The following is a 25,388-nucleotide window of genomic DNA, read 5'->3' as shown; positions in this document are numbered from 1 at the left end:
CTCGGCCCGGGCGGGCGGGCCACCGGGAATGACCCACCAGGTACTTCCCTTCCCCCAGGAGGCCTCGGATGGACCGGCCACCCCCGCACGGCCCCGGGCGCAGAACGCTGCTGGCGGCCCTGGGCACCGCCCTCGCCGCGGGCGTGGGCTGCGGCGACGTGCGCCGCGCGGCCCCGGACCGCCGTGCCGCGACCGGCCTCGCCGCCGCCCCGCAGCCCGCCACCCCGCAGCCCGACGCCGCGCCCACTCCGCGGCCCGTCCCCGGGCCGCCCAAGCGGCAGATGCGCGGCCTGTGGATCACCTCGCTGCACAACGCCGACTGGCCGGCGGCGCGCGGGCTGCCGCCCGAGCGGTCGCGGGCGGACCTCACCACCCTGCTCGACCAGGCGGTGGCGATCGGCTTCAACGCCGCCTTCCTCCAGGTCCGCCCCACCGCCGACGCCCTGTGGCCCTCGCCCTACGAGCCGTGGACCGAGTGGCTGACCGGCGCCCAGGGCCGGGACCCGGGCTGGGACCCGCTTGCCTTCGCGGTCGAGGCCGCCCACGAGCGCGGCCTCGCGCTGCACGCCTGGTTCAACCCGTTCCGGGTGGCGATCCAACCGGACCCCGCCAAGCTGCTGCCCAGCCACCCCGCCCGGCGCAACCCCGGCTGGCTGGTCCGCTACAACGGCGAGCTCTACTACGACCCCGGGCTCCCCGAGGTCCGCGCGTTCGTCCAGCAGGCGATCATGGACGCCGTCCTGCACTACGACCTCGACGGCGTGCACTTCGACGACTACTTCTACCCGTACCCCGGCCCACAGGACTTCCCCGACCACGCGAGCTTCGCGGCGCACGGCGGCGGATTCCGGAACCGGGCCGCCTGGCGCCGCCGCAACATCGACCTGATGGTCCGGCAGACCCAGCAGCTGATCCGTGCCGCCCGCCCCGAAGTGGTCTACGGCGTCAGCCCGTTCGGCGTCTGGCGGAACCGGCGGACCGACCCGCGCGGCTCCGCCACCACCGCTCTCGTGCAGAGCTACGACAGCCAGTACTCGGACACCCTCGGCTGGGCACGCGAGGGCTGGATCGACTACATCGCGCCCCAGCTCTACTGGTACTTCGGCTACGAGCTCGCCGACTACGCTCTGCTCGCCCCCTGGTGGGCCGAGCAGACCGCCGGCACCGACACCCAGCTCTGGATCGGCCAGTCCGCCTCCCGCCCGGGCGCCCCCGAGCGTCCCGGCCCCTGGCAGGACCCGGCCGAGCTCTCCCGCCATCTCGCGCTCAACGCGACACTGCCCGCCATCGGCGGCGACATCCTGTTCAGCGCCCGCGCCGTCCAACTCGACCGGATCGGCGCCGTCCGCAAGCTGGCCGCCGAGCACTGGCAGCGCCCGGCGCTGCGCCCGCTGCTCCCCCGGCTCGCCCACGGCACCCCGCCCGGGCCGCCCGGGCTGTCCCCCGTGGTGCCCTGGCGCGGAGTGCTGCGGGTCGTGCCCGGCGCCGGCCCGCAGCCGTTCCAGTACGCCCTCTACCGCTACGACGACTACCCCGGACCGATCCCGCCCGCCGACCCCGACCACCTGGTCGCCCTGCTGCCCGCCCTGACCACCGACCGCTACCGGTTGCCGCCCGAGGCACCGGGAGCCTGGCACGCGGCCACCGCCATCGACCGCGCGGGGCGCGAGAGCGGCGTCGGCCGGCCCGTCAGGTTCACGCCCTGACGGTCAGCTCTTCGCCTTCTTGGAGCCCTTGCCCTGCGCCACCCGAGCCGCGTGGTCCGGCACGTACTTCTGCAGATCGCGCGGCGGGCGCTCGTAGCCCTTGGACGCCGGCCGGGAGGGCAGCGCCACCGGGGGCTTGGTGACGTCCTCGTACGGGATCGTGGAGAGCAGGTGGGCGATCATGTTGATCCGGGACCGCCGCTTGTCGTCGCTCTCCACCACGTTCCACGGGGACTCCGGGAGGTCGGTGTAGACGAACATCTCGTCCTTGGCCCGGGAGTAGTCCTCCCAGCGACTGATCGACTCGGTGTCCATCGGGGAGAGCTTCCAGCGCCGCATCGGGTCGGCCAGCCGGGACCGGAAGCGGCGCTCCTGCTCGGTGTCGCTGACCGAGAACCAGTACTTGCGCAGCACGATGCCGGCCTCGATCAGCATCCGCTCGAAGGTCGGGCACTGGTGCAGGAACTGCCAGTACTCCTCGTCGGTGCAGAAGCCCATCACCTTCTCGACCCCGGCCCGGTTGTACCAGCTGCGGTCGAACAGCACGATCTCGCCCGCCGCCGGCAGCTGCTCCACGTACCGCTGGAAGTACCACTGCCCGCGCTGGCGCTCGGTGGGCGCGGGCAGCGCGGCGATCCGGGCGACCCGGGGATTGAGGTACTCGGTCACCCGCTTGATGGCGCCGCCCTTGCCCGCCGCGTCCCGCCCCTCGAAGACCACCACCAGCCGGACGCGCTCGACCCGCACCCACTCCTGCAGCTTCACCAGCTCCTGCTGGAGCCGCAGCAGTTCCTTCTCGTAGACCGCCTTGGCCAGGCGGGGCTGCTTGACGGGCTCGTCGGTCACGGTGGCGCCTCCGGGTGGGATCGGTGCTGATGACCCCTCACGTTAAGGCCGGCGGCCGATCTTCGCAGAGCACGTGCCGCGGTGGTGCAACTGGTTGCGCCAGGCAGCTGAAGTCCTCAGACCGCGGCGAACGGCTCCGGGTAGGCGCAGTGGCCCTTCGGCTCGCCGTCGTAGGCGGGCAGCGGCGCCGCCTGGAAGACCGCGTCCGGCACCTCGAAGGGCCCGCTCACCCCGTGCCGGGAGGCCGGCGCGAAGCCGAACCGCCCGTAGTAGCCGGGATCGCCGAGCACCACCACCAGCCGCTCCCCCGCCTGCCGGGCCGCCGCCAGGGCGGCGCGCACCACGCGCTCGCCGACCCCGCGCCGCTGCCACTCGGGCGCCACCGCCACCGGGGCCAGCGCCAGGCCGTCGCCCGCACCGATCCGCAGCCGGGTGAGCAGGGCGTGCGCCACCACCAGGCCGCGGCCGTCGACGGCGACCAGCGAGAGGTCCGGCAGCCAGGCCGGATCCCGGCGCAGCGCGTCCACCAGGTCGGCTTCCTCCGGACCGGGGAAGGCGGCCATGTGCACCCGTCTGATCGCGGGGGCGTCGCCTGGTTCCTCGACTCTGACGCGCGGTTTCATGGCCCACTCCTTCGTGGACTGCGGGGGTGATGGACGCGCTCCGGCCGGTACGCGGGTGCGCACCGGCCGGAGGTCACTGCTGATGAAGCGTCAGGACTCCTGCGAGGACTCCGACTTGGCCTCTTCCTTCAGGCGGGGCTTGGCGTCGACGCCGGCCTCGCGGCGCTGCGCCGGGGTGATCGGGGTCGGCGCGCCGGTCAGCGGGTCGCCACCGGTGGACGTCTTCGGGAAGGCGATGACGTCGCGGATGGTGTCGTAGCCGCCGAGCAGCGTGACCACCCGGTCCAGGCCCAGCGCGATGCCACCGTGCGGCGGCGGGCCGTAGTTGAACGCGTCGAGCAGGAAGCCGAACTGCGACTGGGCCTCCTCGGCCGAGAGCCCGATCGCGTCGAACGCCCGCTGCTGCACCTCGCGCTGGTGGATACGGATCGAACCGCCGCCCAGCTCCGAGCCGTTGAGCACCAGGTCGTAGGCGTTCGACAGGGCGCTGCCCGGGTCGGTGTCGAAGGTGGCCAGCGACTCATCGGTGGGCGCGGTGAACGGGTGGTGCACCGCGTGCCAGCCCTGGAACTCGCCCTTGTCGTCCTCGATCGGCTCGAACATCGGGAAGTCCACGACCCAGAGGAAGGCCCACTGGGACTCGTCGATCAGGTCGCAGCGGCGGCCGATCTCCAGGCGGGCGGCGCCCAGCAGCTCCTGCGAGGGGGTCCGCTTGCCGGCCGCGAAGAAGATCGCGTCGCCGTTCTTGGCGCCCGCCGCGGCGGCCAGGCCGGCCAAGTGCTCGGCGGACAGGTTCTTGGCCACCGGGCCGCGCAGCTCGCCGGTCTCCGCGTCGATGACGACGTAGGCCAGGCCGCGGGCGCCGCGCGCCTTGGCCCAGTCCTGCCAGCCGTCCAGCGCCTTGCGCGGCTGCGAGGCGCCGCCGGGCATGACCACCGCGCCGACGTACGGGGCCTGGAAGACCCGGAACTCGGTGCCCTTGAAGTACTCGGTCAGGTCGGTGAGTTCCTGGCCGAACCGGACGTCCGGCTTGTCCGAGCCGTAGCGGCTCATCGCGTCCGCGTAGGTCATCCGCGGCAGCGGGTTCGCGATCTCGTAACCGTGCACCTCGCGCCAGACCGCGGCGATGATCTTCTCGCCGAGGGCCAGGATGTCCTCCTGGTCGACGAACGAGGCCTCGATGTCCAGCTGGGTGAACTCCGGCTGCCGGTCGGCGCGGAAGTCCTCGTCGCGGAAGCAGCGGGCGATCTGGTAGTAGCGCTCCATGCCGGCCACCATCAGCAGCTGCTTGAAGAGCTGGGGCGACTGCGGCAGCGCGTACCAGTGACCGGGCTGCAGGCGGACCGGGACCAGGAAGTCGCGGGCGCCCTCGGGGGTGGAGCGGGTCAGGTACGGCGTCTCGATGTCGAGGAAGTCGGCCGCCTCCAGCTCCCGCCGGATGATGTTGCTGACCTTGGAACGCAGCCGCAGCGCGCGGGCCGGGCCCTCGCGGCGCAGGTCCAGGTAGCGGTAGCGCAGCCGGACCTCCTCGTTGACCGTGCCCGGCTCGTACTCGGCGACCTGGAACGGCAGCGGCGCGGCCTCCGAGAGCACCTCGATCTCGCTGACCACGACCTCGACCGCGCCGGTCGGGATCTCCGCGTTCTCGTTGCCCTCGGGGCGGACCCGGACGTCGCCGACCACCTTGACGCAGTACTCGGCGCGCAGGCCGTGCACCGACTCGAGGTCGCGGACCACGACCTGCACGGTGCCGGAGGCATCGCGCAGGTCGATGAAGGCCACCCCGCCGTGGTCGCGGCGGCGGGCGACCCAGCCGGCCAGGGTGACGGTCGCTCCGGCGTGCTCCGCGCGGAGCGTGCCCGCGTCGTGCGTGCGGATCACAGCTGCTTCTCCTTCAGGGTGGTGACGAGTGCTTCGAGTGCGACCGGGTTCTGCTCGCCGGTGGTCAGGTCCTTCAACTGGACCACTCCCTCGGCGAGATCACGGTCACCGGCGACCAGGGCGAAGCGGGCCCCGGAGCGGTCGGCGGACTTCATCGCGTTCTTGATGCCCTTGACGCCGAAGGCGAGGTCGGTGGCGACACCGGCCCGGCGCAGCTCGGTGACCTTGGCGAACAACACGTTCTTGGCTTCCTCGCCGAGCGCGACCGCGTAGACCGAGGTGGTCGCGGGCACGTCGAGGACGACGCCCTCGGACTCCAGCGCGAGGTAGATCCGGTCCACGCCCAGGCCCCAGCCGACCGAGGGCAGCGCGGGGCCGCCGAGCATCTCGGAGAGCCCGTCGTAGCGCCCGCCGCCGCCGATCGCGGACTGCGCGCCCAGGCCGTTGTGCACGAACTCGAAGGTGGTGCGGGTGTAGTAGTCCAGCCCGCGGACCAGCTTGGGGTCGTCGACGAAGGCCACTCCGGCGGCGGTCAGCAGCGCGCGGACCTGCTCGTCGTAGGCCTTGCACTCCTCGCACAGGTAGTCGCGCAGCATCGGGGCGTCGGTCAGCTGGGCCTGCACGGCCTCGCGCTTGTCGTCCAGCACCCGCAGCGGGTTGATCTCGGCCCGGCGCCGGGTGTCCTCGTCCAGGTCCAGGCCCAGCAGGAACTCCTGCAGCGCGGCCCGGTAGACCGGGCGGCACTGCTTGTCGCCCAGGCTGTTGAGCAGCAGCCGGTAGTCGCGCAGGCCCAGCGAGCGGAACGCGTCGTCGGCCAGGATGATCAGCTCGGCGTCCAGCGCCGGGTCCTCGGCGCCCAGCGCCTCGGCGCCGACCTGGGAGAACTGGCGGTAGCGGCCCTTCTGCGGGCGCTCGTAGCGGTAGAACGAGCCCGAGTACCAGACCTTGACCGGCAGGTTGCCGAGCTTGTGCAGGTTGCCCTCGAGCACCGCGCGGACCACCGAGGCGGTGCCCTCGGGGCGCAGCGCCAGGTCCTCCTTGCCGCGCTTGGTGAGGGTGAACATCTCCTTGGTGACGATGTCGGTGGACTCACCGACACCGCGTGAGAAGAGCTTGACGTCCTCGAAGACGGGCGTCTCGATGTAGCCGTAGCCGGCCCGGCGCAGCGGTGCGGACAGCGCCTGACGAACCGCCAGGAAGGTCGCGGAGCTGGGCGGCAGCAGGTCGTAGGTGCCCTTGGGGGCGGTGAAGGTGCTCAACTGGTCTTCCGTCACATTCCTCGTCGCACGGCCGCGGGAGCGTCGTCGCCACTCGGGGCTGCCCCCGCCGCTTGCTTGAGGTAGGGGTTGGTGGCGCGCTCGCGGCCGATGGTGGTCTGGGTGCCGTGGCCGGACAGCACCACGGTGGCGTCGTCGAGGGGCAGGCAGACCCGGGCCAGCGAGCGCATGATCGCGCTGTGGTCGCCGCCGGGCAGGTCCGTGCGCCCGATGGAGCCGGCGAAGAGCAGGTCGCCCGAGAAGAGAACCGGCGGGATCTCATCGGTGGCGGGCGTCCGGAACGTCACCGACCCCTTGGTATGGCCGGGCGCGTGGTCGACGGTGAGCTTGAGGCCGGCCAGCTCCAGCACCGAGCCGTCGGTCAGCTCCCGGACGTCGTCCGGCTCGCCGATGGTCAGCTCGCCCAGGAGCTGCGCGCCGAGCGAGCGGCCGAGCGCCTTCTCCGGGTCGGTCAGCATGTACCGGTCGTCCGGGTGGATCCAGGCCGGCACGCCCTTGGCGCCGCAGATCGGCATCACCGAGGCCACGTGGTCGATGTGGCCGTGGGTGAGCACCACCGCGACCGGCTTCAGCCGGTGCTCGCGGATCATCGCCTCCACCCCCTCGGTGGCGTCCATCCCCGGGTCGACGATCACGCACTCCTCACCGGCTGCCGGGGCGATCAGGTAGCAGTTGGTGCCCCAGGCTCCGGCGGGAAATCCGGCGATGAACACGGCAGTCCTTCTCAGCTGGTCGGCGAGCGCTCTTGAACACGGAAAGTCTGGGGTGCAGCCTACCGGCGGTACGCCCGCCGTAGCGAACCCGATACCGAGGTGGCGGGCCGGTTCACCGCGTACTTACAGACGAGGTCCCTACACTTGGCGGCCGGTGGATGCGATGATCCGCCGGACACATGTCCACGAGAGTTGCGATTGAGGAGACACGGCCGGTGGTCAGCAGCGAACAGCGACGGCGGCAGCTCGCCCGGGAGAAGTACGAGCGGCAGCAGAAGGCCCGGGTCGAGGCCGCGTCCAAGGCCAAGCGCCGCAACGCCGTGCTCGGCGCCGCGGTGGCCGTGGTGGTGCTGGCGGGCGGCGGCGCCTGGGCCGGCGGCGTCTTCAAGTCCGACAGCAAGAAGAGCGACACGGCGAACGCCGCACCGAGCCAGCCCGCGGCCGGCACCGGCGCACCGAGCGCGCCCGCCAGCCCGGTGGACGTCAAGGGCTGCACCACGCCCGCCGCCGGCCAGCCGAACGGCAAGCAGTGGAAGGCCGAGCCGGCCATGGCGATCGACACCAGCGCCAAGTACAACGTCACGCTGAACACCAGCTGCGGCGCGGTGACCCTCCAGCTGGACCCCTCGAAGGCCCCGCACACGGTCAACTCCTTTGTCTTCCTGGCCGGTCAGAACTACTTCGACCACACCAAGTGCCACCGGCTGACCACTTCGGGGATCTACGTGCTGCAGTGCGGTGACCCGACCGGCACCGGCAGCGGCACCCCCGGCTACTCGTTCACGGACGAGAACCTGACCGGCGCCACCTACCCGGCCGGCACCGTGGCGATGGCCAACTCCGGTCCGAACACCAACGGCAGCCAGTTCTTCCTGGTCTACAAGGACACCCAGCTGCCGCCCAGCTACACCCCGTTCGGCAAGATCACCGGTGGCATGGACGTGCTGAACAACATCGCCGCCGGCGGTGTCCAGGGCGGCACCGGGGACGGTGCGCCGAACGCCAATGTAGTGCTCAACTCGGTGACCGCGGCCAAGGGCTGAGGCACCCGGGGCCGGGCCGAGCCTGGCGGGCGCTCAGGCCCCGCCGCGCGAATTGGCCCGGCCCGGATGCGGACAGCACCGGGCCTGGTCGCCTATGTTGCTGTTGTATAGGGTGCCCTGACCCGCTCGCCGTCACCCTCGGCAGCCGAACCGATCGGGCGGGCGGGGACGGCGGACCATCGGTCCGCCGCACATTCAACTGTGGACGACGGATCCGCACCACCGAGGCGTGGGCGAACCGTCATGTGGAGGAGGCGCTGTGAGCAGCGACCCGTGGGGCCGTGTCGACGAGCAGGGGACCGTCTACGTCAGGACCGCCGAGGGCGAACGCGTCGTCGGCTCCTGGCAGGCGGGCTCCCCCGAGGAGGCTCTCGCCTACTTCGAGCGCAAGTACCAGGGGCTGGCGGCCGAGATCGGCCTGCTGGAGCACCGGGTGCGCAAGACGGACCTGGCCGCCAAGGACGCCCAGACCGCGCTGGACCACCTGCGCTCGCAGGTGGTCGAGGCGCACGCGGTCGGCGACCTCGCCGCGCTCGTCCAGCGGCTCGACACCCTGGCCGGGGAGATCGAGTCGCGCCAGGTGGAGCGCAAGGCGGCTCGGGCCAAGGCGGCCGACGAGACCCGCACGGCCAAGGAGGCGCTGGTCGCCGAGGCCGAGCAGCTCGCCGAGTCCACCCAGTGGCGGGAGGCCGGGGACCGGCTGCGCGCGCTGGTGGACACCTGGAAGGGCCTGCCCCGGCTGGACCGCAAGAGCGACGACGAGCTGTGGCACCGCTTCTCGCACGCCCGGTCGGTCTTCTCCAAGCACCGCAAGGCGCACTTCGCCCAGCTGGACGCCGAGCGCGACCACGCCCGGGCGGCCAAGGAGCGGCTGGTCGCCGAGGCCGAGGCGCTCTCCAGCTCGACCGAGTGGGGCGACACCGCGGCCCGCTACCGCGACCTGATGGCGCAGTGGAAGGCCGCGGGCCGGGCCCAGCGGGACGCCGAGGACGAGCTGTGGGCGCGGTTCCGCGGCGCCCAGGACGTCTTCTTCCAGGCCCGTTCGGCGGTCTTCACCGAGCGGGACGCCGAGCAGAGCGAGAACCAGAAGCTCAAGGAGGCGCTGCTGGTCGAGGCCGAGGCGATCCTGCCGATCACCGACCTCAAGGCCGCCAAGGCCGCGCTGCGCGACGTCAACGAGCGCTGGGAGGCGATCGGCCACGTGCCGCGCGACGCCAAGCCGAAGCTGGACGGCCGGCTGAACACCGTGGAACGCGCGATCCGCGAGGCCGAGGAGGCCGAGTGGCAGCGCTCCAACCCGGAGGCCAAGGCCCGTGCGGCCGGCATGACCGGTCTGCTCCAGGGCGCGGTCGACAAGCTGAAGGCCGACCTGGACAAGGCCCGTGCGGCCGGCAACGAGGCCAAGGCCAAGAAGCTGGAGGCCGAGCTGGCCGGCCGTCAGGCGCTGCTCGACCAGGCGCTCAAGAGCCTGGAGGAGTTCAGCGGCTGACACGACGTCGGTCGTCCTGACGGGAAGGGCCCCCACCGTTCGGTGGGGGCCCTTCCCGTCTTGTCCGCGTTACTTGCGGGCCGAGGTGACCCGGTAGACGTCGTACACGCCCTCCACCCCGCGCACCGCCTTGAGCACATGGCCCAGGTGCTTGGGGTCGCCCATCTCGAAGGTGAAGCGGCTCATCGCCACCCGGTCGCGCGAGGTCTGCACGGCCGCCGAGAGGATGTTGACGTGCTGGTCGGAGAGCACCCGGGTGACGTCCGAGAGCAGCCGGGAGCGGTCCAGCGCCTCGACCTGGATGGCCACCAGGAAGACCGAGGACTGGGTCGGCGCCCACTCGACCTCGATCATCCGCTCGGGCTGCTGGGTCAGCGAGTCCACGTTGACGCAGTCCGCCCGGTGCACCGAGACGCCGTTGCCGCGGGTGATGAAGCCGACGATCGGGTCGCCCGGCACGGGGGTGCAGCAGCGCGAGAGCTTGACCCAGACGTCGTCCACGCCCTTGACGATCACCCCGGGGTCGCCCTTGGCCCGGCGGCGGCGCGCGGCGCGGTTGTCGTGGGTCGGGACCGTGGCGGTCTCGGCGAACTCCTCGGTGGCCCCCTCCTCGCCGCCCAGCGCCTGGACCAGCTTCTGCACGATGGACTGCGCCGAGACGTGACCCTCGCCGATCGCGGCGTAGAGCGAGGAGATGTCCGGGTAGCGCATCTCGTGCGCCAGGGTGACCAGCGAGTCGCCGGTCAGGATCCGCTGGATCGGCAGGCCCTGCTTGCGCATCGCGCGGGCGATGGCCTCCTTGCCCTGCTCGATCGCCTCCTCGCGGCGCTCCTTGGAGAACCAGGCCTTGATCTTGTTGCGGGCCCGGGGCGACTTGACGAAGCCGAGCCAGTCCCGGGACGGTCCGGCGCCCTCGGCCTTGGAGGTGAAGACCTCGACCGTGTCGCCGTTCTCCAGGGTCGACTCCAGCGGCACCAGGCGCCCGTTGACCCGGGCCCCTATGCAGCGGAAACCGACCTCGGTGTGCACGGCGAAGGCGAAGTCCACCGGGGTGGCCCCGGCGGGCAGCGCTATCACGTCGCCCTTGGGGGTGAAGACGAAGACCTCGTTGTTGGACAGGTCGAAGCGCAGCGACTCGAGGAACTCGCTCGGGTCCTCGGTCTCCTTCTGCCAGTCGAGGAGCTGGCGCAGCCAGGCCATCTCGTTGACCGCGCCGGCCTTGTCCTCCTTGCGGGCCTGGGAGGGCGTGTCGGTGCGCACCTTGGAGGCACCGGCCACCGCGCGCTGCTTGTACTTCCAGTGCGCGGCGATGCCGTACTCGGCCCGCCGGTGCATGTCGAAGGTACGGATCTGCAGCTCGACCGGCTTGCCGCCGGGGCCGATCACCGTGGTGTGCAGCGACTGGTACATGTTGAACTTGGGCATCGCGATGTAGTCCTTGAACCGGCCGGGGACCGGGTTCCACCGCGCGTGGATGGTGCCGAGCGCCGCGTAGCAGTCGCGGACGGTGTCGACCAGGACCCGGATGCCCACCAGGTCGTAGATCTCGGCGAAGTCGCGGCCGCGGACGATCATCTTCTGGTAGACCGAGTAGTAGTGCTTCGGCCGACCGGTCACCGAGGCCGAGATCCGGGCCCCGCGCAGGTCGCCCTGGACCTGGTCGATCACGGTGGCCAGGTACTCGTCCCGCTTGGGCGCGCGCTCGGCCACCAGCCGGACGATCTCGTCGTACATCTTGGGGTAGAGGATGGCGAAGGCCAGGTCCTCCAGCTCCCACTTGATGGTGTTCATGCCCAGCCGGTGCGCCAGCGGGGCGTAGATCTCCAGCGTCTCGCGGGCCTTCTTCTCCTGCTTCTCCCGCTTGAGGTAGCGCATGGTGCGCATGTTGTGCAGCCGGTCGGCGAGCTTGATCACCAGGACCCGGGGGTCCTTGGCCATCGCGACCACCATCTTGCGAACCGTTTCCGCTTGCGCGGCCTCGCCGAACTTGACCTTGTCCAGCTTGGTGACGCCGTCCACCAGCAGCGCGACCGAGTCGCCGAAGTCCTGGCGCAGCGTCTCCAGGCCGTAGTCGGTGTCCTCGACGGTGTCGTGCAGCAGCCCGGCCATCAGGGTCGGGGCGTCCATGCCGAGCTCGGCGAGGATGGTGGCGACCGCCAGCGGATGGGTGATGTACGGGTCGCCGCTCTTGCGCTTCTGCCCGCGGTGCCAACGCTCGGCGACCGCGTACGCCCGCTCGATGTCGCGCAGCAGCGCCGGGTCGGCCTTCGGGTCGCCGGCCCTGATGGTCCGGAAGAGCGGTTCCAGGACGGGGTTGAGCACCGTGCCGCGCTGGCCGCCGAACCGGGCCAGCCGGGCACGCATACCGCCGGAGGAGGAGGCCTGACGCAGCGCGGGCGCCACCGCGCGGGCCAGCCCGGAGACGGGCGGCGTCGCCGGACGCGCCGGGGTGGCCCCTGCGGGCGCGGGCGATTGGCCCGCCGGCTGGTCGCCGGCCGGCTGGCTGCTGGAAGCGGCCGCCGTGGGGACTACCTCGTCTGGCAAAGACACTCCTCGGTACGCACCGGATGAACCTTCATCGTACCGAGCGTGACCCGCCGGTGTTCCGCCGCCCGGTGCCTGACATGCCGAGAGCGGTGATCGCATCCGCGATCACCGCTCTCGGTTCGTTCTCGGTTCGCCCTCCGGTCAGACCATGACCAGGGTCTCCAGCGGCGCCCCGCCCAGGTGCTCGGCGAGCCGCTCGCGGCCGGGCAGGAAGCCCAGCTCCATCAGGACGACCACGCCGACCAGCTCGGCCCCGGTGCGCTTGACCAGGTCCAGCGAGGCGGCGATGGTGCCGCCGGTGGCCAGCACGTCGTCGACCACCAGCACCCGCTCACCAGGGGCGAAGGCGTCGCACTGCACCTCCAGGGTGGCGGAGCCGTACTCCAGGTCGTAGGACTGCTCGAACACCTCGCCGGGCAGCTTGCCCTTCTTGCGGATCGGCACGAAGCCGAGCCCGGCGGCGAAGGCCGCCGGGGCCGCCAGCACGAAGCCCCGGGCCTCCAGACCCACCACCTTGGTCGCGCCCAGCGCCGTCGCCCGGTCGGCCAGCGCCCTGGTGAGGACGCCGAACGCCTCGGCGTCGGCCAGCAGCGGGGCAATGTCCTTGAACAGCACCCCCGGCTTCGGGTAGTCGGGCACGTCCTTGATCCGGCTGTTGAGCAGCTCGGTCAGGGCGGTGTCAGCGGTGGTCACAGAGAGCGTCCTTCGGTCATCGCTTGCCGGACGGGCGGCCCTTGCCACGGGCCCGGCCGACCGGCTGGGTACGCTGACCGACCATACCGGCCGCGATGCCGTCCTCGACGGCGTCCGACATCTCGTCGGCCACCAGCTCGTCGCTCTCGCCGGCCGCCGCCTTGGCCGCGGCCGCCTTGGCCGCGGCCGCCTTGGCGTCCGCCGCCTTGCGCTGGGCGACCCGCTTGGCCAGCGCGCGCATCTCCGGGCTCTGCTCCTTGAGCTGCGCGAGCAGCGGGGTGGCGACGCAGATCGAGGAGTACGCACCGGCCGAGAGGCCGACGAAGAGCGCGAGCGAGATGTCGTTCAGGGTGCCGGCACCGAGGATGCCGCCACCGATGAAGAGCAGCGCCGCCACCGGCAGCAGGGCCACCACGGTGGTGTTGATCGAGCGGACCAGGGTCTGGTTGAGACCCGCGTTGGCCGCCTCGCTGTACGTGAGGCGGTTCTGCTTCTCGAGCCCCTTGGTGTTCTCCTTCACGGTGTCGAAGACGACGACCGTGTCGTAGAGCGAGTAACCGAGGATGGTCAGGAAGCCGATCACGGTACCCGGGGAGACCTCGAAGCCGACCAGGGCGTAGACACCGATGGTGATCAGCAGGTCGTGGATCAGGGCGACCAGGGCCGCCAGCGCCATCCGCCACTCGAAGGCGATCGCCAGGTAGACGGTGACCAGAACCATGAAGACGATCAGACCGGTCAGGGCCTTCTGGGAGATCTGCTGACCCCAGCTCGGGCCCACCACCTGGGCGTTGATCGCGCTCGGGTCGCCGATGCCGAGGTCGCCGGCCAGCTTGGTGACGACCTCGCTGGACTGCAGCTTGTCGTTGGAGCTGACCTGGATCCGGATCTGGCCGTCACCGGTGGCCTGCACCTGCGGGGTCGAGTCGCCGACGATCTTGTCGATCGAGTCCTGCGCCTGACTGATCGTCAGCCCGGGCTTCTTGATCGTGTAGACCGAGCCGCCCTTGAAGTCGATGCTCAGGTGCAGACCGATCACGGTCAGACCGATCAGCGCCGCCGCGGCGATGGCCGCGGAGATGCTGTACCAGATCTTGCGCCGACCGACGAAGTCGAAGCTGACCTCGCCCTGGTAGAGGCGGTGGCCGATGTTGCTGAAGCGTGACACGACGTCAGGCCTCCTTCACGGCGGCGGAGGTGGCGGGGCGACGGCGGCCGCCGCGCACCGGCGGGCGGGCGCCCAGACGCTTCGGGTCGAGGCCGGACCACGGGTGGCCGTCCGCGAAGAACTTCCGACGCGCCAGCAGGGTGATCATCGGCTTGGTGAAGAGGAAGATCACCACGACGTCGAGCACCGTGGTCAGACCCAGCGTGAACGCGAACCCCTGGACCTTGCCGACCGAGCAGATGTACAGCACCACGGCACAGAGCAGCGACACGAAGTCGGAGACCAGGATGGTGCGGCGGGCCCGCGGCCAGGCGCGCTGGACGGCCGGGCGCAGCTGGGCACCCTCGCGCACCTCGTCGCGGATGCGTTCGAAGTACACGATGAAGGAGTCCGCGGTGATACCGATCGCCACGATCGCACCGCAGACGGCCGGCAGGTTCAGCGCGAAGCCGATCCCGGCGCCCAGCAGGCACATGATCGTGTAGGTCAGGATCGCGGAGACCACCAGGCCGGCGATCGAGACCAGGCCCAGGCCCCGGTAGTAGATCAGCGAGTAGAGGACGACCAGCGCCAGGCCGATCGCGCCGGCCAGCAGACCGGCGTGCAGCTGGTCACCGCCCAGCTGCGGGGTGACGGTGGTGATGTCGCTCTGGTTGAAGCTCAGCGGCAGCGCGCCGAAGCTCAGCACGTTGGAGAGGTTGCTGGCGTCGTCCTGGCTGAAGCTGCCGGAGATCACCGCGTTGCCGCCGGTGATCGACTGGCTGACGTAGGGGTGCGAGACCACCTTGCCGTCCAGCACGATGGCGAACTGGTTGGCCGGCGACTGCAGGGTGGCCAGCTGACCGGTGGTGTTGGCGAAAGCCTTGGAGCCACGGTCGTTGAAGTTCAGCTGCACCTCCCAGCCGGCGCCGTTCTGCGAGTCGTAGCCGGCCTGCGCCTTGGAGACGTCCGCACCGTTGACCGCGACCGGGCCGAGCGCGAACTTGTACCAGACCTTCTGCTCCTGGTTGTAGGAGCAGGCGACGGCGTCGGCCGCCGGGGTGGTCTGGTAGTCGATCCGCTGGGTGGAGTTGGAGCAGTCCAGCGCGGCGAACTTGGCGGCCAGGTCGGCCGGGACGGTGCCCTGGGTGAGCTGGCTGGAGGGGTCCGCGGGGGCGGTGGGGACCGGCGGCAGCGCGGAGGCGGCCGAGCTCGGCGCGGCGCTGCCGGCGGCCGGGGCCGACGGAGTGGCCGCACCGCCGGCGGGGGCGCTCGGCGTGCCGCTGGCATCGGCGAGCAGGCCCTCGGAGAGCGCGCGACCGGCCGTGGAGGCACCCGAACTCGGTGAGCCGGCACCGGCACTGGCGCCGGCACCGGTCGAACCGCTGGCGCTGGCACTCGGCTTGGCACTGGCGCTGCCACTGGCGGCGGCGCTCGGGCTGCCGCTGGCAGGCGCGCTCGGGCTGCTGGTGGCGGGGGGCAGGGTCACACCACTGGGAGCGGTGGCCAGCACCGGGCGGAAGTACAGCTGGGCGGTGGTACCGACCTGCTGCGCCGCCTGCTCGCTGTTCGTCCCCTTCGGGATGTCAACGATGATGTTGTCGTTGCCCTGGGTCTGAACCTCGGCTTCGGAGACACCGAAGGCGTTGACGCGCTTCTGGATGATCCCGACCGCGATGTCCATGTTGGACTGGTTGACCGCGGCCTTGTCCTTCGAGGTGGCGGTCAGCGTGATGCTGGTGCCACCCGCGAGGTCGATCCCGAGGCGAGGCGTCCTGTGGCCTGTCCCGAACATGAGGGCGACCAGTCCGACGGTGACCACCAGGATGAGGGCCAGAGCCCGCCCCGGATAACCGTCGCGCGGACGCGACTTGGGTGTTGCCACCTTGCTCGTTTCTCCCTGTCCCATGCCGCCGGCTCAGCGCCGCCGACCCGTGTGAGGGCAGGGGGCGGCGCCGACTGCGGACAACCGTGAAGTGGTGCTGCGGACCGTCGTCGTACTACTTGGCCGCGGGCTCGTCGCTGTCGGCCTTCTCCAGGCTGACGTCCTCGCGCACGGCCTCGTCCTCGATGAGCTCGTCCTCGATGAGCTCATCGCTGAGCTCCACGGACTCGTCCTCCTCGGGACGGCCGTTGATGATCTCGTCGTACTCCTGCGCCTCGATCACCGCGGCGACCGCGCTCTTCGCGAAGTGGGCCACCACGCCGGGAGCGATCTCCAGCTCCACGGTGCTGTCGTTGACCGCCTTCACCAGGGCGTACATGCCCCCGATGGTGCGCACCGCCGAGCCCGGCTCCATGGCCGACTGCATGCTCTGCGCCTGCTGCTGCCGCTTCTTCTGCGATCGGAACATGAGGAAGATCGCGGCGATCGGGAGGAGAAGAATGATGAAATTCACAGCAGAAAGGTCCTTACGGGCTACCCGATGGACAGCCACAGGCGATGGTCGGCCCGCCAGGTGAGACGGGGCGGTCCGGCGAAGTCTAGGAGACCCGCTCTGATCGGACAACGCCAAGCATCGCATCCCGCCGCCAAAGGTGGCGAGTCTCCGACACGGTCAGTCCGTTTCGGGTTCCGGGGACCAGGATTCGGCCGCTGATTCAACCATGGATTCGGGGCCTGATTCGGTGAGTGATCGATTCGCCGAACCGTTCGCCGATCCGGGCGCTGATCCGGCCGCCGATCCGGGCGCTGATCCGGGTGCGAAGAACTGCTGCTGTCCCGGAAGCGCGCCGCGCCCGCCCGCCTGGTGCACCGGCGGGGTCAGGCCCAGGTGCTGCCAGGCCGCGGCGGTGGCGACCCGGCCGCGCGGGGTGCGGGCCAGCAGGCCCTCGCGGACCAGGAACGGCTCGGCCACCTCCTCCACCGTCTCGGCCTCCTCCCCCACCGCGACGGCCAGCGTGGACAGGCCCACCGGGCCGCCGCCGAAGAGCCGCAGCAGCGCGTCCAGCACCGCCCGGTCCAACCGGTCCAGCCCGCGCGCGTCCACCTCGTAGACCGCCAGCGCCCGGGCGGCGATCTGCTGGGTGATCCGTCCGTCGTGCTCGACCTGGGCGTAGTCGCGCACCCGGCGCAGCAGCCGGTTGGCGATTCGCGGGGTGCCCCGGGAACGGCCGGCGATCTCGGCGGCCCCGACCGGGTCGATCTCCACGTCGAGCAGCGCGGCCGAGCGGTGCACCACCCGCTCCAGCTCGGCGGGGGCGTAGAACTCCATGTGCCCGGTGAAGCCGAACCGGTCGCGCAGCGGCGGCGGCAGCAGACCGGCCCGGGTGGTCGCGCCGACCAGGGTGAACGGCGGCAGCTCCAGCGGGATCGCGGTGGCACCGGGGCCCTTGCCGACGATCACGTCGACCCGGAAGTCCTCCATCGCCATGTAGAGCATCTCCTCGGCGGGCCGCGACATCCGGTGGATCTCGTCGAGGAAGAGCACCTCGCCCTCGGTGAGCGAGGAGAGGATCGCCGCCAGGTCGCCGGCGTGCTGGATGGCGGGGCCCGAGGTGATCCGGATCGGTGCGTTCAGCTCGGCCGCGATGATCATGGACAGGGTGGTCTTGCCGAGTCCGGGCGGTCCGCTGAGCAGCACGTGGTCGGGCGCGGCACCGCGCATCCGGGCCGCCCGCAGCACCAGCGAGAGCTGCTCGCGCACCCGCTCCTGGCCGATGAACTCGTCCAGCAGCTTGGGGCGCAGCGCCGCCTCGACCGCCTGGTCCGCCTCGTCGGCGGCGGCCGCCACCAGGCGGTCGGCGGGGTCGGAGTCGTACGGGCTCATCAGGGCTGGCTCCAAGTCGACAAGTTGATGAAGAATCAGATGGCTTTGTCCAGCAGCGTAGCGAGCGGCTGCTTGTCGCGTAATCGCGCTATCGCGTGCGGTTGAGAGTCCGCAGCGCCGCCTTGAGCAACGCGCCCACGTCGGTGGTGCGCTGCGCCTCGGCCTCCGGGGTCACCGCGACCACCGCCTCCTCGGCCTCCCGCGGCGCGTAGCCGAGGCCGACCAGGGCGGCGTGCAACTGCTCGCTCCACGGGGCGGGGCCGGTGGCGACCGGCTTCTGCGCCGGGACGGCGCCGATCGGGGCACCGAGCTTGTTCTTGTACTCCAGCAGCAACTTGGCCGCCTTCGCCTTGCCGATCCCGGGCACCTGGATCAGCGCCCGCTCGTCCCCGTTGGCCACCGCCAGGCGCAGCGCGTCGGGACTGTGCACGCCGAGCATCGCCTGCGCCACCCGCGGGCCCACCCCGGGTGCGGCCTGCAGGATCTCGAAGGTGGCCCGCTCGTCGTCGTCCGCGAAGCCGTACAGGGTGAGCGAGTCCTCCCGCACCACCAGGGAGGTGGCCAGCCGGGCCGGCTCGCCCAGGCGCAGCGCGGCCAGCGTGTTGGGCGTGCACTGCACCGCCATGCCGACCCCGCCGACCTCGACGACGGCACACCCCGGGGTGAGGGCCGCCACCGGGCCCTGGACGAACGCGATCACGAGCGGTACTCCTTGCGGGGCGAACGGGCGGAGAGGGTGCGGGCCGGCACGGCGCGCGCCGAGGCGGCGGTGGCCAGCGCGGCGGCGATCTTGTCGCCGGCCGTGCCGCGCCAGATGTGACAGATCGCCAGCGCCAGCGCATCGGCGGCATCGGCCGGCTTGGGCGGCGCGTCCAGTCGCAGCAGCCTGGTCACCATGGCCGTGACCTGGGCCTTGTCGGCCCGTCCCGAGCCGCTGACGGCGGCCTTGACCTCGCTGGGGGTGTGCAGCACCACCGGCAGGCCGCGCCGGCTGGCGCAGAGCATCGCGACGGCGCTGGCCTGCGCCGTCCCCATCACGGTGCGCACGTTGTGCTGGGCGAAGACCCGCTCGATGGCGACGATGTCGGGGCGGTGGGCGTCCAGCCAGGTCTCCAGGCCCTCCTCGATCGCCAGCAGCCGGCGCGGGACCTCCTCCTCGGCCGGGGTGCGCAGCACGCCGACGCCGAGCATCCGCAGCGGCCGGCCCGGCGCGCCCTCGACCACGCCGACTCCGCACCTGGTCAGCCCAGGGTCCACACCCAGTACCCGCAACGCGCCCACCCTTCGTCGGTCATGCCAGGACAGACAGACCCTAGTACCCGGCTCGGACAGTCCCGACAACGACACCGGCCCGGCGGTCCGCGGGGACCACCGGGCCGGATGAAGGGTCAGCTCACTCGGAGTCGAGCTGCGCGCCCACCTCGTCGGAGATGTCGAAGTTGGCGAAGACGTTCTGCACGTCGTCGCTGTCCTCCAGCGCGTCGATCAGCTTCAGGATCTTGCGGGCGCCGTCCACGTCCAGCTCGACCTGCATGCTGGGCACGAAGTTGGCGTCCGCCGAGTCGTAGTCGAGTCCGCCGTCGACCAGCGCGGTGCGCACCGCGACCATGTCGGTCGCCTCGGAGACCACCTCGAGGGTGTCACCCAGGTCGTTGACCTCCTCGACGTCGACGCCGGCCTCGAGCACGACCTCGAGGACCTTGTCCTCGTCCACGCCGTCGCTCTTCGGGACGATCACCACGCCCTTGCGGTTGAACAGGTACGACACCGAGCCCGGGTCGGCCATCGAGCCGCCGTTGCGGGTCATCGCCACGCGCACGTCGGAGGCGGCGCGGTTGCGGTTGTCGGTGAGGCACTCGATCAGCACCGCGACACCGTTGGGGCCGTAGCCCTCGTACATGATCGTCGCGTAGTCGGCCCCGCCGGCCTCCAGACCGCCACCGCGCTTGACGGCGCGGTTGATGTTGTCGATCGGGACCGAGCTCTTCTTGGCCTTCTGGATGGCGTCGTAGAGGGTCGGGTTGCCGGCCGGGTCGGGCCCGCCGGTCTTCGCCGCCACCTCGATGTTCTTGATCATCTTGGCGAAGAGCTTGCCGCGCTTGGCGTCGATCACGGCTTTCTTGTGCTTGGTGGTAGCCCACTTAGAGTGGCCGGACATCACCAGCTCCTTTACATCGCCAAAGGGAAATGAAACAGGGGAGATCTTACCGGTGTCGGGACAGCACACCTGGCACCGGTCAGGCGCCCGCGCCGGGCGAGGGTCGATCCGCCAGGGCCTGCTCGACCATCCGCACGAAGAGCGCGTGCACCCGGTGGTCGCCGGTCAGCTCCGGGTGGAAGGAGGTGGCCAGCAGGTTGCCCTGGCGCACCGCCACGATCCGGCTGTCGGCACCGTCGGCGGCCGGCAGCTCGGCCAGCACCTCGACGCCGGCGCCCACCGACTCGACCCACGGCGCGCGGATGAAGACACCGTGCACCGGCTCGCCCTCGAAGCCCTGGAAGTCGATCGCGGACTCGAAGGACTCGTTCTGCCGGCCGAAGGCGTTGCGGCGCACGGTCATGTCGATCCCGCCGACGCTCTGCTGGTCCTCCCGGCCGTCCAGGATCTTCTCGGCCAGCATGATCATGCCCGCGCATGAACCGTAGGTCGGCATCCCGGCCGCCACCCGCTCGCGCAGCGGCTCCATCAGGCCGAAGGCCAGCGCCAGGTTGGACATGGTGGTGGACTCGCCGCCGGGTATGACCAGGGCGTCGACCTCGGCCAGCTCCTCGGCCCGGCGGACCGGGCGGGCCAGGGCGTCCGCCTCGGCGAGCGCGACCAGGTGCTCGCGGACATCGCCCTGCAGGGCCAGGACGCCGATCACGGGGGTGCTGCTGGACACGGTGGGTTACCTTCTTCGCGCTTCGATCTTCGCAGGCTTCGCCGGCAGGGTTCGCGGGCGGGGATTCGCAGGGGGATGCGCAACGGTCCGCCGCGCCAGCTGCGCGCGGCGGACCGGACGAACGGGAGCGACTACCAGCCGCGGTTCGAGTAGCGCTCGGTCTCGGGCAGGGTGTCGCAGTTGATGCCGACCATGGCCTCGCCCAGGCCGCGGGAGACGTCCGCGATCACCTTCGGGTCGTCGAAGAAGGTGGTGGCCTTCACCACGGCGGCGGCGCGCTTGGCCGGGTCGCCGGACTTGAAGATGCCCGAGCCGACGAAGACACCCTCGGCGCCCAGCTGCATCATCAGCGCGGCGTCGGCCGGGGTGGCCACGCCACCGGCGGAGAACAGCACGACCGGGAGCTTGCCCAGCTGCGCGACCTCCTTGACCAGCTCGTACGGGGCCTGCAGGTTCTTCGCCGCGACGTACAGCTCGTTCTCGTCGAGGGTGGTCAGGCGGCGGATGTCGGCGTTGATCTGGCGCATGTGGCGCACGGCCTCGACCACGTTGCCGGTGCCGGCCTCGCCCTTGGAGCGGATCATCGCCGCGCCCTCGGCGACCCGGCGCAGCGCCTCACCGAGGTTGGTGGCACCGCAGACGAAGGGAGTGGTGAAGGCCCACTTGTCCGAGTGGTTGACCTCGTCGGCCGGGGTGAGCACCTCGGACTCGTCGATGTAGTCCACGCCGAGCGCCTGCAGCACCTGGGCCTCGACGAAGTGGCCGATCCGGGACTTGGCCATGACCGGGATGGAGACGGCGTTGATGATGCCGTCGATCATGTCCGGGTCGGACATCCGGGCCACGCCGCCGTCCTTGCGGATGTCAGCGGGGACCCGCTCGAGCGCCATGACGGCGACGGCACCCGCGTCCTCGGCGATCTTGGCCTGCTCGGCGTTGACCACGTCCATGATCACACCGCCCTTGAGCTGCTCGGCCATGCCGCGCTTGACCCGGGCGGTACCGATCTGCGGCTGGTCGGCGGAAGCGGGAGTGCTGGTGGACACGTGAGACCTCACTCGAAGACGAATCGGTGTGCTATCGCCCTATGGTAGGCCGTTCGGGTACGTGATCGATGCGCCACCTAGTCCAGACCTGCCGAATCGATACGACAAACAGGCCGTAGGTCCCACCGCGCGGGACCGGGTACGGTGCCGCCCCGACCACGTCCCCGGGGCGTCCCTGGGCCTTGCCGAGCCCGGAAATCACCGGCGCGGACTAGGCCGGCGAGCCCTGCGGGACGAGTGCCGCCGGCGGCTCGTCGTCCATCTCGAAGGCCAGCGGGAACGGCGCCCGCCCGGCCAGCCGGAAGTAGCGCACCAGCCGGTGGGTGCGCACCGCGCGCGCCGCACGCACCGCGTCGTTGTGGAACCGGCGGGCCATCGGCACCCGGCGCACCGCCGAGGTCAGATCGCGCAGCGCCTCCTCGCCGCCCGGCGCCGCGCGCAGTTCCGCGAGTTGCTCGGGCTCGGCGAAGACCGCCCGCAGCGCCTGGCTCAACTCGCTCTCCGCCACCTCCCGGTGCTCTTCGTCGGCCTGCCGCGCGGCGTGCGAGGCCTCGTACAGCACGATCGAGGTGGCCGGGTCCAGCAGCGAGGAGGTGGCCAACTCCTGCGCCACCGAGGCGCGGCGCAGCAACTGCGCGTCCAGCGCCGCCCGCGCGGCGTCGATCCGCGCGTGCAGCCGGTCCAGTCGGCCCGCGGTCCAGCTCAGGTAGACCGCGACGAGCACCACGGCAACCGCGGCCCAGATCCAGGTAGTCACGAGGCGCTACGCTACCGGCCCTGCGGCAGTCCCAGACGCTCGCGCCAGCTGGTCCGGTCGTCCTCGCGCACCTTCGGCACGCTGCCCGTCCCGTCGGCGACCGTCTCGTAGACCGCCAGGATGTCCGCGCCGACCGTCTCCCAGTCGAACTGCCGGACGTGCGCGGCCGCCGCCGTGCGCAACTCGGCCAGCCGCACCGGGTCGCTCAGCAGCCGTACCGCCGCCTCGGCCAGCGCCGCCGGGTCCTCCACCGCGAACAGCTCCCCCGCCTGCCCGCCGTCCAGCACCTGGGCGAACGCGTCCAGATCGCTGGCCAGCACCGGGGCCGCGGCCGACATCGCCTCCACCAGGATGATCCCGAAGCTCTCGCCGCCGGTGTTGGGCGCCACGTACAGGTCGACGCTGCGCAGCAGCCGCGCCTTCTCCTCGTCGCTGACCATGCCGAGGAACTCCACATGGGCCCGCACCTCGGGCGCCAGCCCCGCGACGGCCTCCTCCTCGTCCCCCTTGCCGGCCACCAGCAGCCGCACCTCCGGGCGCGCCGCGATGATCGCCGGCAGCGCGGCCAGCAGCGTCGGCAGGCCCTTGCGCGGCTCGTTGATCCGGCCGATGAAGCCGATCGTGCCGCCGGTCCAGCGCGGATCCGGCTCGGCGCGGGCGAAGAACGAGACGTCCACGCCGTTCGGGATCACCACCGCGTCCCCGCCCAGGTGCTCCACCAGGGTGCGGCGGGCGTACTCGCTCACCGCGATCCGGGCGCTGAGCTTCTCCAGCGTCGGCTGCAGGATCGGCGAGGCCGCGATCATCACCCGCGAACGCGGGTTGGAGGTGTGGAAGGTGGCCACCATCGGCCCGGTCGCCGCCCAGGCCGCCAGCATCGACAGGCTCGGCGAGGCCGGCTCGTGCACGTGCAGGATGTCGAACTCGCCGTCCCGCAGCCAGCGCCGCACCCGGGTCGCCGAGATGATCCCGAAACTCAGCCGGGCCACCGACCCGTTGTAGGGCACCGCCACCGCCCGGCCCGCCGAGACCACGAACGAGGGCAGCGCCGACTCGTCGTCGGCCGGCGCCAGCACCGAGACCTTGTGCCCCAGTCCGATCAGATGCTCGGCCAGGTCGCGGATGTGGAACTGCACGCCACCGGGCACGTCCCAGTCGTACGGGCAGACGATGCCGATCTTCATCGCGGCTCCCCCTGCCGCGCATCGGACGTCGAATCGGCCGACTTCTCGTCAGCAGCGGCCTGCGCCACCGGAGTTGACGGGAGATCGGCCACCCAGAAGCGCTGCAGCATGTGCCAGTCCTGCGGGTGCTCGGCGATGCCCGCCGCCCAGATGTCCGCCATCCGCTGCGTCATCGCGACGTTGACCGCCGACCGGTCCAGCCCGGTCGGCACCTCGATCGGGGGGTTGATCCGGCCGCGCAGCACCGGACCTTCGTACCAGAGCGTCACCGGCATCAGCGCCGCCCCGGTCCGCTGGGCCAGCGCCGCCGGGCCGGCCGGCATCCGGGTGGTCTCGCCGAAGAACTCCACCGGCAGTCCGGCCGCCGACAGGTCCCGGTCCCCCACCAGGCAGATCAGCTTGCCCTGGCGCAGCCGCCGGGCCAGCGTCCCGATCACCGAGATGTCGCTGCCGGTCAGCGCCAGCACCTCCATCCCCAGGCCCTCGCGGTAGGCGACGAAGCGGTCGAAGAGCGACTCCGGCTTCAGCCGCTCGGCGACCGTGGTGAAGTTGAACCCCAGGTGCCGCACCACCCAGGCACCGGCCAGGTCCCAGTTGCCCATGTGCGGCAGCGCTATGATCGCGCCCCGCCCGGACTCCATCGCCGCCACCAGGTGCTCGATGCCGTCCACCCGCATCCGGTCGGCGATCTTGCGGTCGTTCCAGACCGGCAGCCGGAAGGACTCCATCCAGTACCGCAGGTAGGAGCGCATCCCGGCGCGCGACAGCTCGCCCAGCTCGGCCGGCGAGGCCTCGGGGCGCACCCGGGCCAGGTTCTTCTCCAACTGGAGCACACCACGCCCCCGCCGACGCCAGGTGACATCCGCGATCCGGTCGCCGAGCACCCCCACCACCGGCTCCGGCAGCAGCTTCAGGACCGCCCAGCCGGCGGCGTACCCGGACTCGACCAGCTTCTCGCGCATCCGGCTGCCTCAACTCTCCCGTGCGGTGGTGTTTCCCTGTGCGGCGAGTGCCGCCGCCTCGAAGGCCTCCCGGCGCACGGTCAGCATCCGCTGCAGCACCGTGACCAGACTGCCCGCACCGACCAGCCAGAGCGCCACCGGCAGCAGCCACTCGACATACGGCACCCCGAAGGTGTGCAGACCCGCCACCCCGGCCGCGACCAGGCTGATCACCAGCCGCTCGGCCCGCTCCACCAGCCCCGACACGTCACAGGGCAGCCCCAGGCTCTCGGCCCGCGCCTTGGTGTACGACACCACCTGGCCGCTCGCCAGGCAGAGCACCGACACCGCGCAGAGCAGGTCGTTGTCCCCCTTGCCCGCGTACCAGAGCGCCAGGCCGCCGAAGATCGCCGCGTCCGCCACCCGGTCCAGCGTGGAGTCCAGGAACGCGCCCCACTTGTTGGAGGTGCCCGCCTGTCGGGCCATGTTCCCGTCCACCAGGTCCGAGAAGATGAACAGGGTGATCGTGATCGTTCCCCAGAAGAACTGACCGCGCGGGAAGAAGACCAGCGCGCCCGCCACCGAACCGGCGGTACCGATCAGGGTCACCGCGTCAGGGCTGACCCCCCAGCGCAGCAGCAGCGCGGCGAACGGCGTCAGGACACGTGTGAAGAAGGCACGCGCGTATTTGTTGAGCATGGCCTTCCCGACCGCTCCGATCTCACTGCGGGGAGTACACCGGCGGCCATCAGCTGCGGCAGCACCGGGCGGCCGGGTGGATCAGCCCACCCGGCGTGACCCATGGTATCCAGGCCGCCAGACCGCTCGACCGCCCCACACCCG

Annotated in this window: 21 protein-coding genes and 2 pseudogenes; 3 read left to right on the top strand and 20 right to left on the bottom strand. The window is 71.4% G+C overall.

The window, feature by feature from the left end; all coding sequences use genetic code 11:
* Positions 1 to 68: 68 nt before the first annotated feature.
* A pseudogene (locus OG403_RS31385) lies at positions 69 to 1,382 on the top strand (glycoside hydrolase family 10 protein); the annotation flags it as partial.
* 327 nt (positions 1,383 to 1,709) lie between these two features.
* Here the strand turns inward: OG403_RS31385 and ppk2 are convergent.
* The 5 genes from ppk2 to OG403_RS31360 form a co-directional block, all read right to left on the bottom strand.
* On the bottom strand, positions 1,710 to 2,552 hold the full coding sequence (ppk2, locus tag OG403_RS31380) for a polyphosphate kinase 2 (protein ID WP_329570362.1): 843 nt from the start codon (positions 2,550 to 2,552) through the stop codon (positions 1,710 to 1,712).
* Between the two features lie 116 nt (positions 2,553 to 2,668).
* Positions 2,669 to 3,175, bottom strand: coding sequence for a GNAT family N-acetyltransferase (locus OG403_RS31375; protein ID WP_329570360.1), 507 nt, complete (start codon positions 3,173 to 3,175; stop codon positions 2,669 to 2,671).
* Between the two features lie 90 nt (positions 3,176 to 3,265).
* Positions 3,266 to 5,056 carry an aspartate--tRNA ligase gene (gene aspS, locus OG403_RS31370; RefSeq protein ID WP_329570358.1) on the bottom strand — a complete coding sequence of 597 codons (1,791 nt, stop codon included), beginning with the start codon at positions 5,054 to 5,056 and terminating at the stop codon, positions 3,266 to 3,268.
* On the bottom strand, positions 5,053 to 6,315 hold the full coding sequence (hisS, locus tag OG403_RS31365; protein ID WP_329570356.1) for a histidine--tRNA ligase: 1,263 nt from the start codon (positions 6,313 to 6,315) through the stop codon (positions 5,053 to 5,055). The genes aspS and hisS overlap by 4 nt, the downstream gene beginning before the upstream one ends.
* 11 nt (positions 6,316 to 6,326) lie before the next feature.
* On the bottom strand, positions 6,327 to 7,046 hold the full coding sequence (locus OG403_RS31360; protein ID WP_329570354.1) for an MBL fold metallo-hydrolase: 720 nt from the start codon (positions 7,044 to 7,046) through the stop codon (positions 6,327 to 6,329).
* A 215-nt stretch (positions 7,047 to 7,261) separates the two neighbouring features.
* On the opposite strand from OG403_RS31360, the gene OG403_RS31355 reads away from it, so the two are divergent.
* Together OG403_RS31355 and OG403_RS31350 are read left to right on the top strand one after the other, a co-directional pair.
* On the top strand, positions 7,262 to 8,089 hold the full coding sequence (locus OG403_RS31355; protein WP_329570352.1) for a peptidylprolyl isomerase: 828 nt from the start codon (positions 7,262 to 7,264) through the stop codon (positions 8,087 to 8,089).
* A 259-nt stretch (positions 8,090 to 8,348) separates the two neighbouring features.
* On the top strand, positions 8,349 to 9,578 hold the full coding sequence (locus tag OG403_RS31350; protein ID WP_329570350.1) for a DUF349 domain-containing protein: 1,230 nt from the start codon (positions 8,349 to 8,351) through the stop codon (positions 9,576 to 9,578).
* A 69-nt stretch (positions 9,579 to 9,647) separates the two neighbouring features.
* Here OG403_RS31350 and OG403_RS31345 read toward each other — a convergent pair whose 3' ends face one another.
* From OG403_RS31345 to pgsA, 15 genes and pseudogenes are all read right to left on the bottom strand, one after another.
* The gene (locus OG403_RS31345) at positions 9,648 to 12,128 is read right to left on the bottom strand and encodes a RelA/SpoT family protein (RefSeq protein ID WP_442911018.1); all 2,481 of its coding nucleotides are present in this window, start codon (positions 12,126 to 12,128) and stop codon (positions 9,648 to 9,650) included.
* A 138-nt stretch (positions 12,129 to 12,266) separates the two neighbouring features.
* Entirely contained in the window at positions 12,267 to 12,818 is a 552-nt protein-coding gene (locus OG403_RS31340) for an adenine phosphoribosyltransferase (RefSeq protein ID WP_329570346.1), read from the bottom strand.
* Positions 12,819 to 12,834: 16 nt separating this feature from the next.
* Complete coding sequence (gene secF, locus OG403_RS31335; RefSeq protein ID WP_329570344.1) at positions 12,835 to 13,986, bottom strand: protein translocase subunit SecF; 1,152 nt, start codon at positions 13,984 to 13,986, stop codon at positions 12,835 to 12,837.
* A gap of 4 nt (positions 13,987 to 13,990) precedes the next feature.
* A complete protein-coding gene (gene secD, locus OG403_RS31330; protein ID WP_442911017.1) occupies positions 13,991 to 15,850 on the bottom strand; it encodes a protein translocase subunit SecD in 1,860 nt (619 codons plus the stop codon).
* 115 nt (positions 15,851 to 15,965) lie between these two features.
* On the bottom strand, positions 15,966 to 16,319 hold the full coding sequence (yajC, locus tag OG403_RS31325) for a preprotein translocase subunit YajC (protein WP_442911016.1): 354 nt from the start codon (positions 16,317 to 16,319) through the stop codon (positions 15,966 to 15,968).
* A 351-nt stretch (positions 16,320 to 16,670) separates the two neighbouring features.
* A pseudogene (ruvB, locus tag OG403_RS31320) lies at positions 16,671 to 17,735 on the bottom strand (Holliday junction branch migration DNA helicase RuvB); the annotation flags it as partial.
* An 88-nt stretch (positions 17,736 to 17,823) separates the two neighbouring features.
* Positions 17,824 to 18,435, bottom strand: coding sequence for a Holliday junction branch migration protein RuvA (gene ruvA / locus OG403_RS31315; RefSeq protein WP_329570340.1), 612 nt, complete (start codon positions 18,433 to 18,435; stop codon positions 17,824 to 17,826).
* Entirely contained in the window at positions 18,432 to 19,007 is a 576-nt protein-coding gene (gene ruvC / locus OG403_RS31310; RefSeq protein ID WP_329570338.1) for a crossover junction endodeoxyribonuclease RuvC, read from the bottom strand. The genes ruvA and ruvC overlap by 4 nt, the downstream gene beginning before the upstream one ends.
* A 121-nt stretch (positions 19,008 to 19,128) precedes the next feature.
* Positions 19,129 to 19,893 (bottom strand): YebC/PmpR family DNA-binding transcriptional regulator, encoded by a 765-nt coding sequence (locus tag OG403_RS31305; protein ID WP_329570336.1) that lies wholly within the window; start codon positions 19,891 to 19,893, stop codon positions 19,129 to 19,131.
* 79 nt (positions 19,894 to 19,972) lie between these two features.
* Positions 19,973 to 20,617: a pyridoxal 5'-phosphate synthase glutaminase subunit PdxT gene (gene pdxT, locus OG403_RS31300; protein ID WP_329570335.1), complete on the bottom strand. Its 645-nt coding sequence runs from the start codon at positions 20,615 to 20,617 to the stop codon at positions 19,973 to 19,975.
* Between the two features lie 131 nt (positions 20,618 to 20,748).
* On the bottom strand, positions 20,749 to 21,663 hold the full coding sequence (gene pdxS, locus OG403_RS31295; protein ID WP_329570333.1) for a pyridoxal 5'-phosphate synthase lyase subunit PdxS: 915 nt from the start codon (positions 21,661 to 21,663) through the stop codon (positions 20,749 to 20,751).
* Between the two features lie 211 nt (positions 21,664 to 21,874).
* Entirely contained in the window at positions 21,875 to 22,420 is a 546-nt protein-coding gene (locus OG403_RS31290) for a hypothetical protein (RefSeq protein WP_329570331.1), read from the bottom strand.
* Positions 22,421 to 22,431: 11 nt separating this feature from the next.
* Positions 22,432 to 23,604 (bottom strand): glycosyltransferase family 4 protein, encoded by a 1,173-nt coding sequence (locus tag OG403_RS31285; RefSeq protein ID WP_329570329.1) that lies wholly within the window; start codon positions 23,602 to 23,604, stop codon positions 22,432 to 22,434.
* A complete protein-coding gene (locus tag OG403_RS31280; protein ID WP_329570327.1) occupies positions 23,601 to 24,566 on the bottom strand; it encodes a phosphatidylinositol mannoside acyltransferase in 966 nt (321 codons plus the stop codon). The genes OG403_RS31285 and OG403_RS31280 overlap by 4 nt, the downstream gene beginning before the upstream one ends.
* 9 nt (positions 24,567 to 24,575) lie before the next feature.
* Complete coding sequence (pgsA, locus tag OG403_RS31275; protein ID WP_329570325.1) at positions 24,576 to 25,244, bottom strand: phosphatidylinositol phosphate synthase; 669 nt, start codon at positions 25,242 to 25,244, stop codon at positions 24,576 to 24,578.
* Positions 25,245 to 25,388: the final 144 nt, after the last annotated feature.

Origin of the sequence: Kitasatospora sp. NBC_01266, from assembly GCF_036242395.1 — a bacterium.
GTDB lineage: Bacteria > Actinomycetota > Actinomycetes > Streptomycetales > Streptomycetaceae > Kitasatospora.
The sequence above is the reverse complement of the archived record's forward strand: the minus strand, read 5'-3'. Positions and strand labels throughout refer to the sequence as shown.

What these genes read in the sequence shown, in the direction of transcription:
- OG403_RS31375 (WP_329570360.1), bottom strand. Translation starts at nt 3,175, where the DNA reads ATGAAACCGCGCGTCAGAGTCGAGGAACCAGGCGACGCCCCCGCGATC.
- yajC (WP_442911016.1), bottom strand. Translation starts at nt 16,319, where the DNA reads ATGTTCCGATCGCAGAAGAAGCGGCAGCAGCAGGCGCAGAGCATGCAG.
- OG403_RS31305 (WP_329570336.1), bottom strand. Translation starts at nt 19,893, where the DNA reads ATGTCCGGCCACTCTAAGTGGGCTACCACCAAGCACAAGAAAGCCGTG.
- OG403_RS31285 (WP_329570329.1), bottom strand. Translation starts at nt 23,604, where the DNA reads ATGAAGATCGGCATCGTCTGCCCGTACGACTGGGACGTGCCCGGTGGC.
- OG403_RS31280 (WP_329570327.1), bottom strand. Translation starts at nt 24,566, where the DNA reads ATGCGCGAGAAGCTGGTCGAGTCCGGGTACGCCGCCGGCTGGGCGGTC.
- pgsA (WP_329570325.1), bottom strand. Translation starts at nt 25,244, where the DNA reads ATGCTCAACAAATACGCGCGTGCCTTCTTCACACGTGTCCTGACGCCG.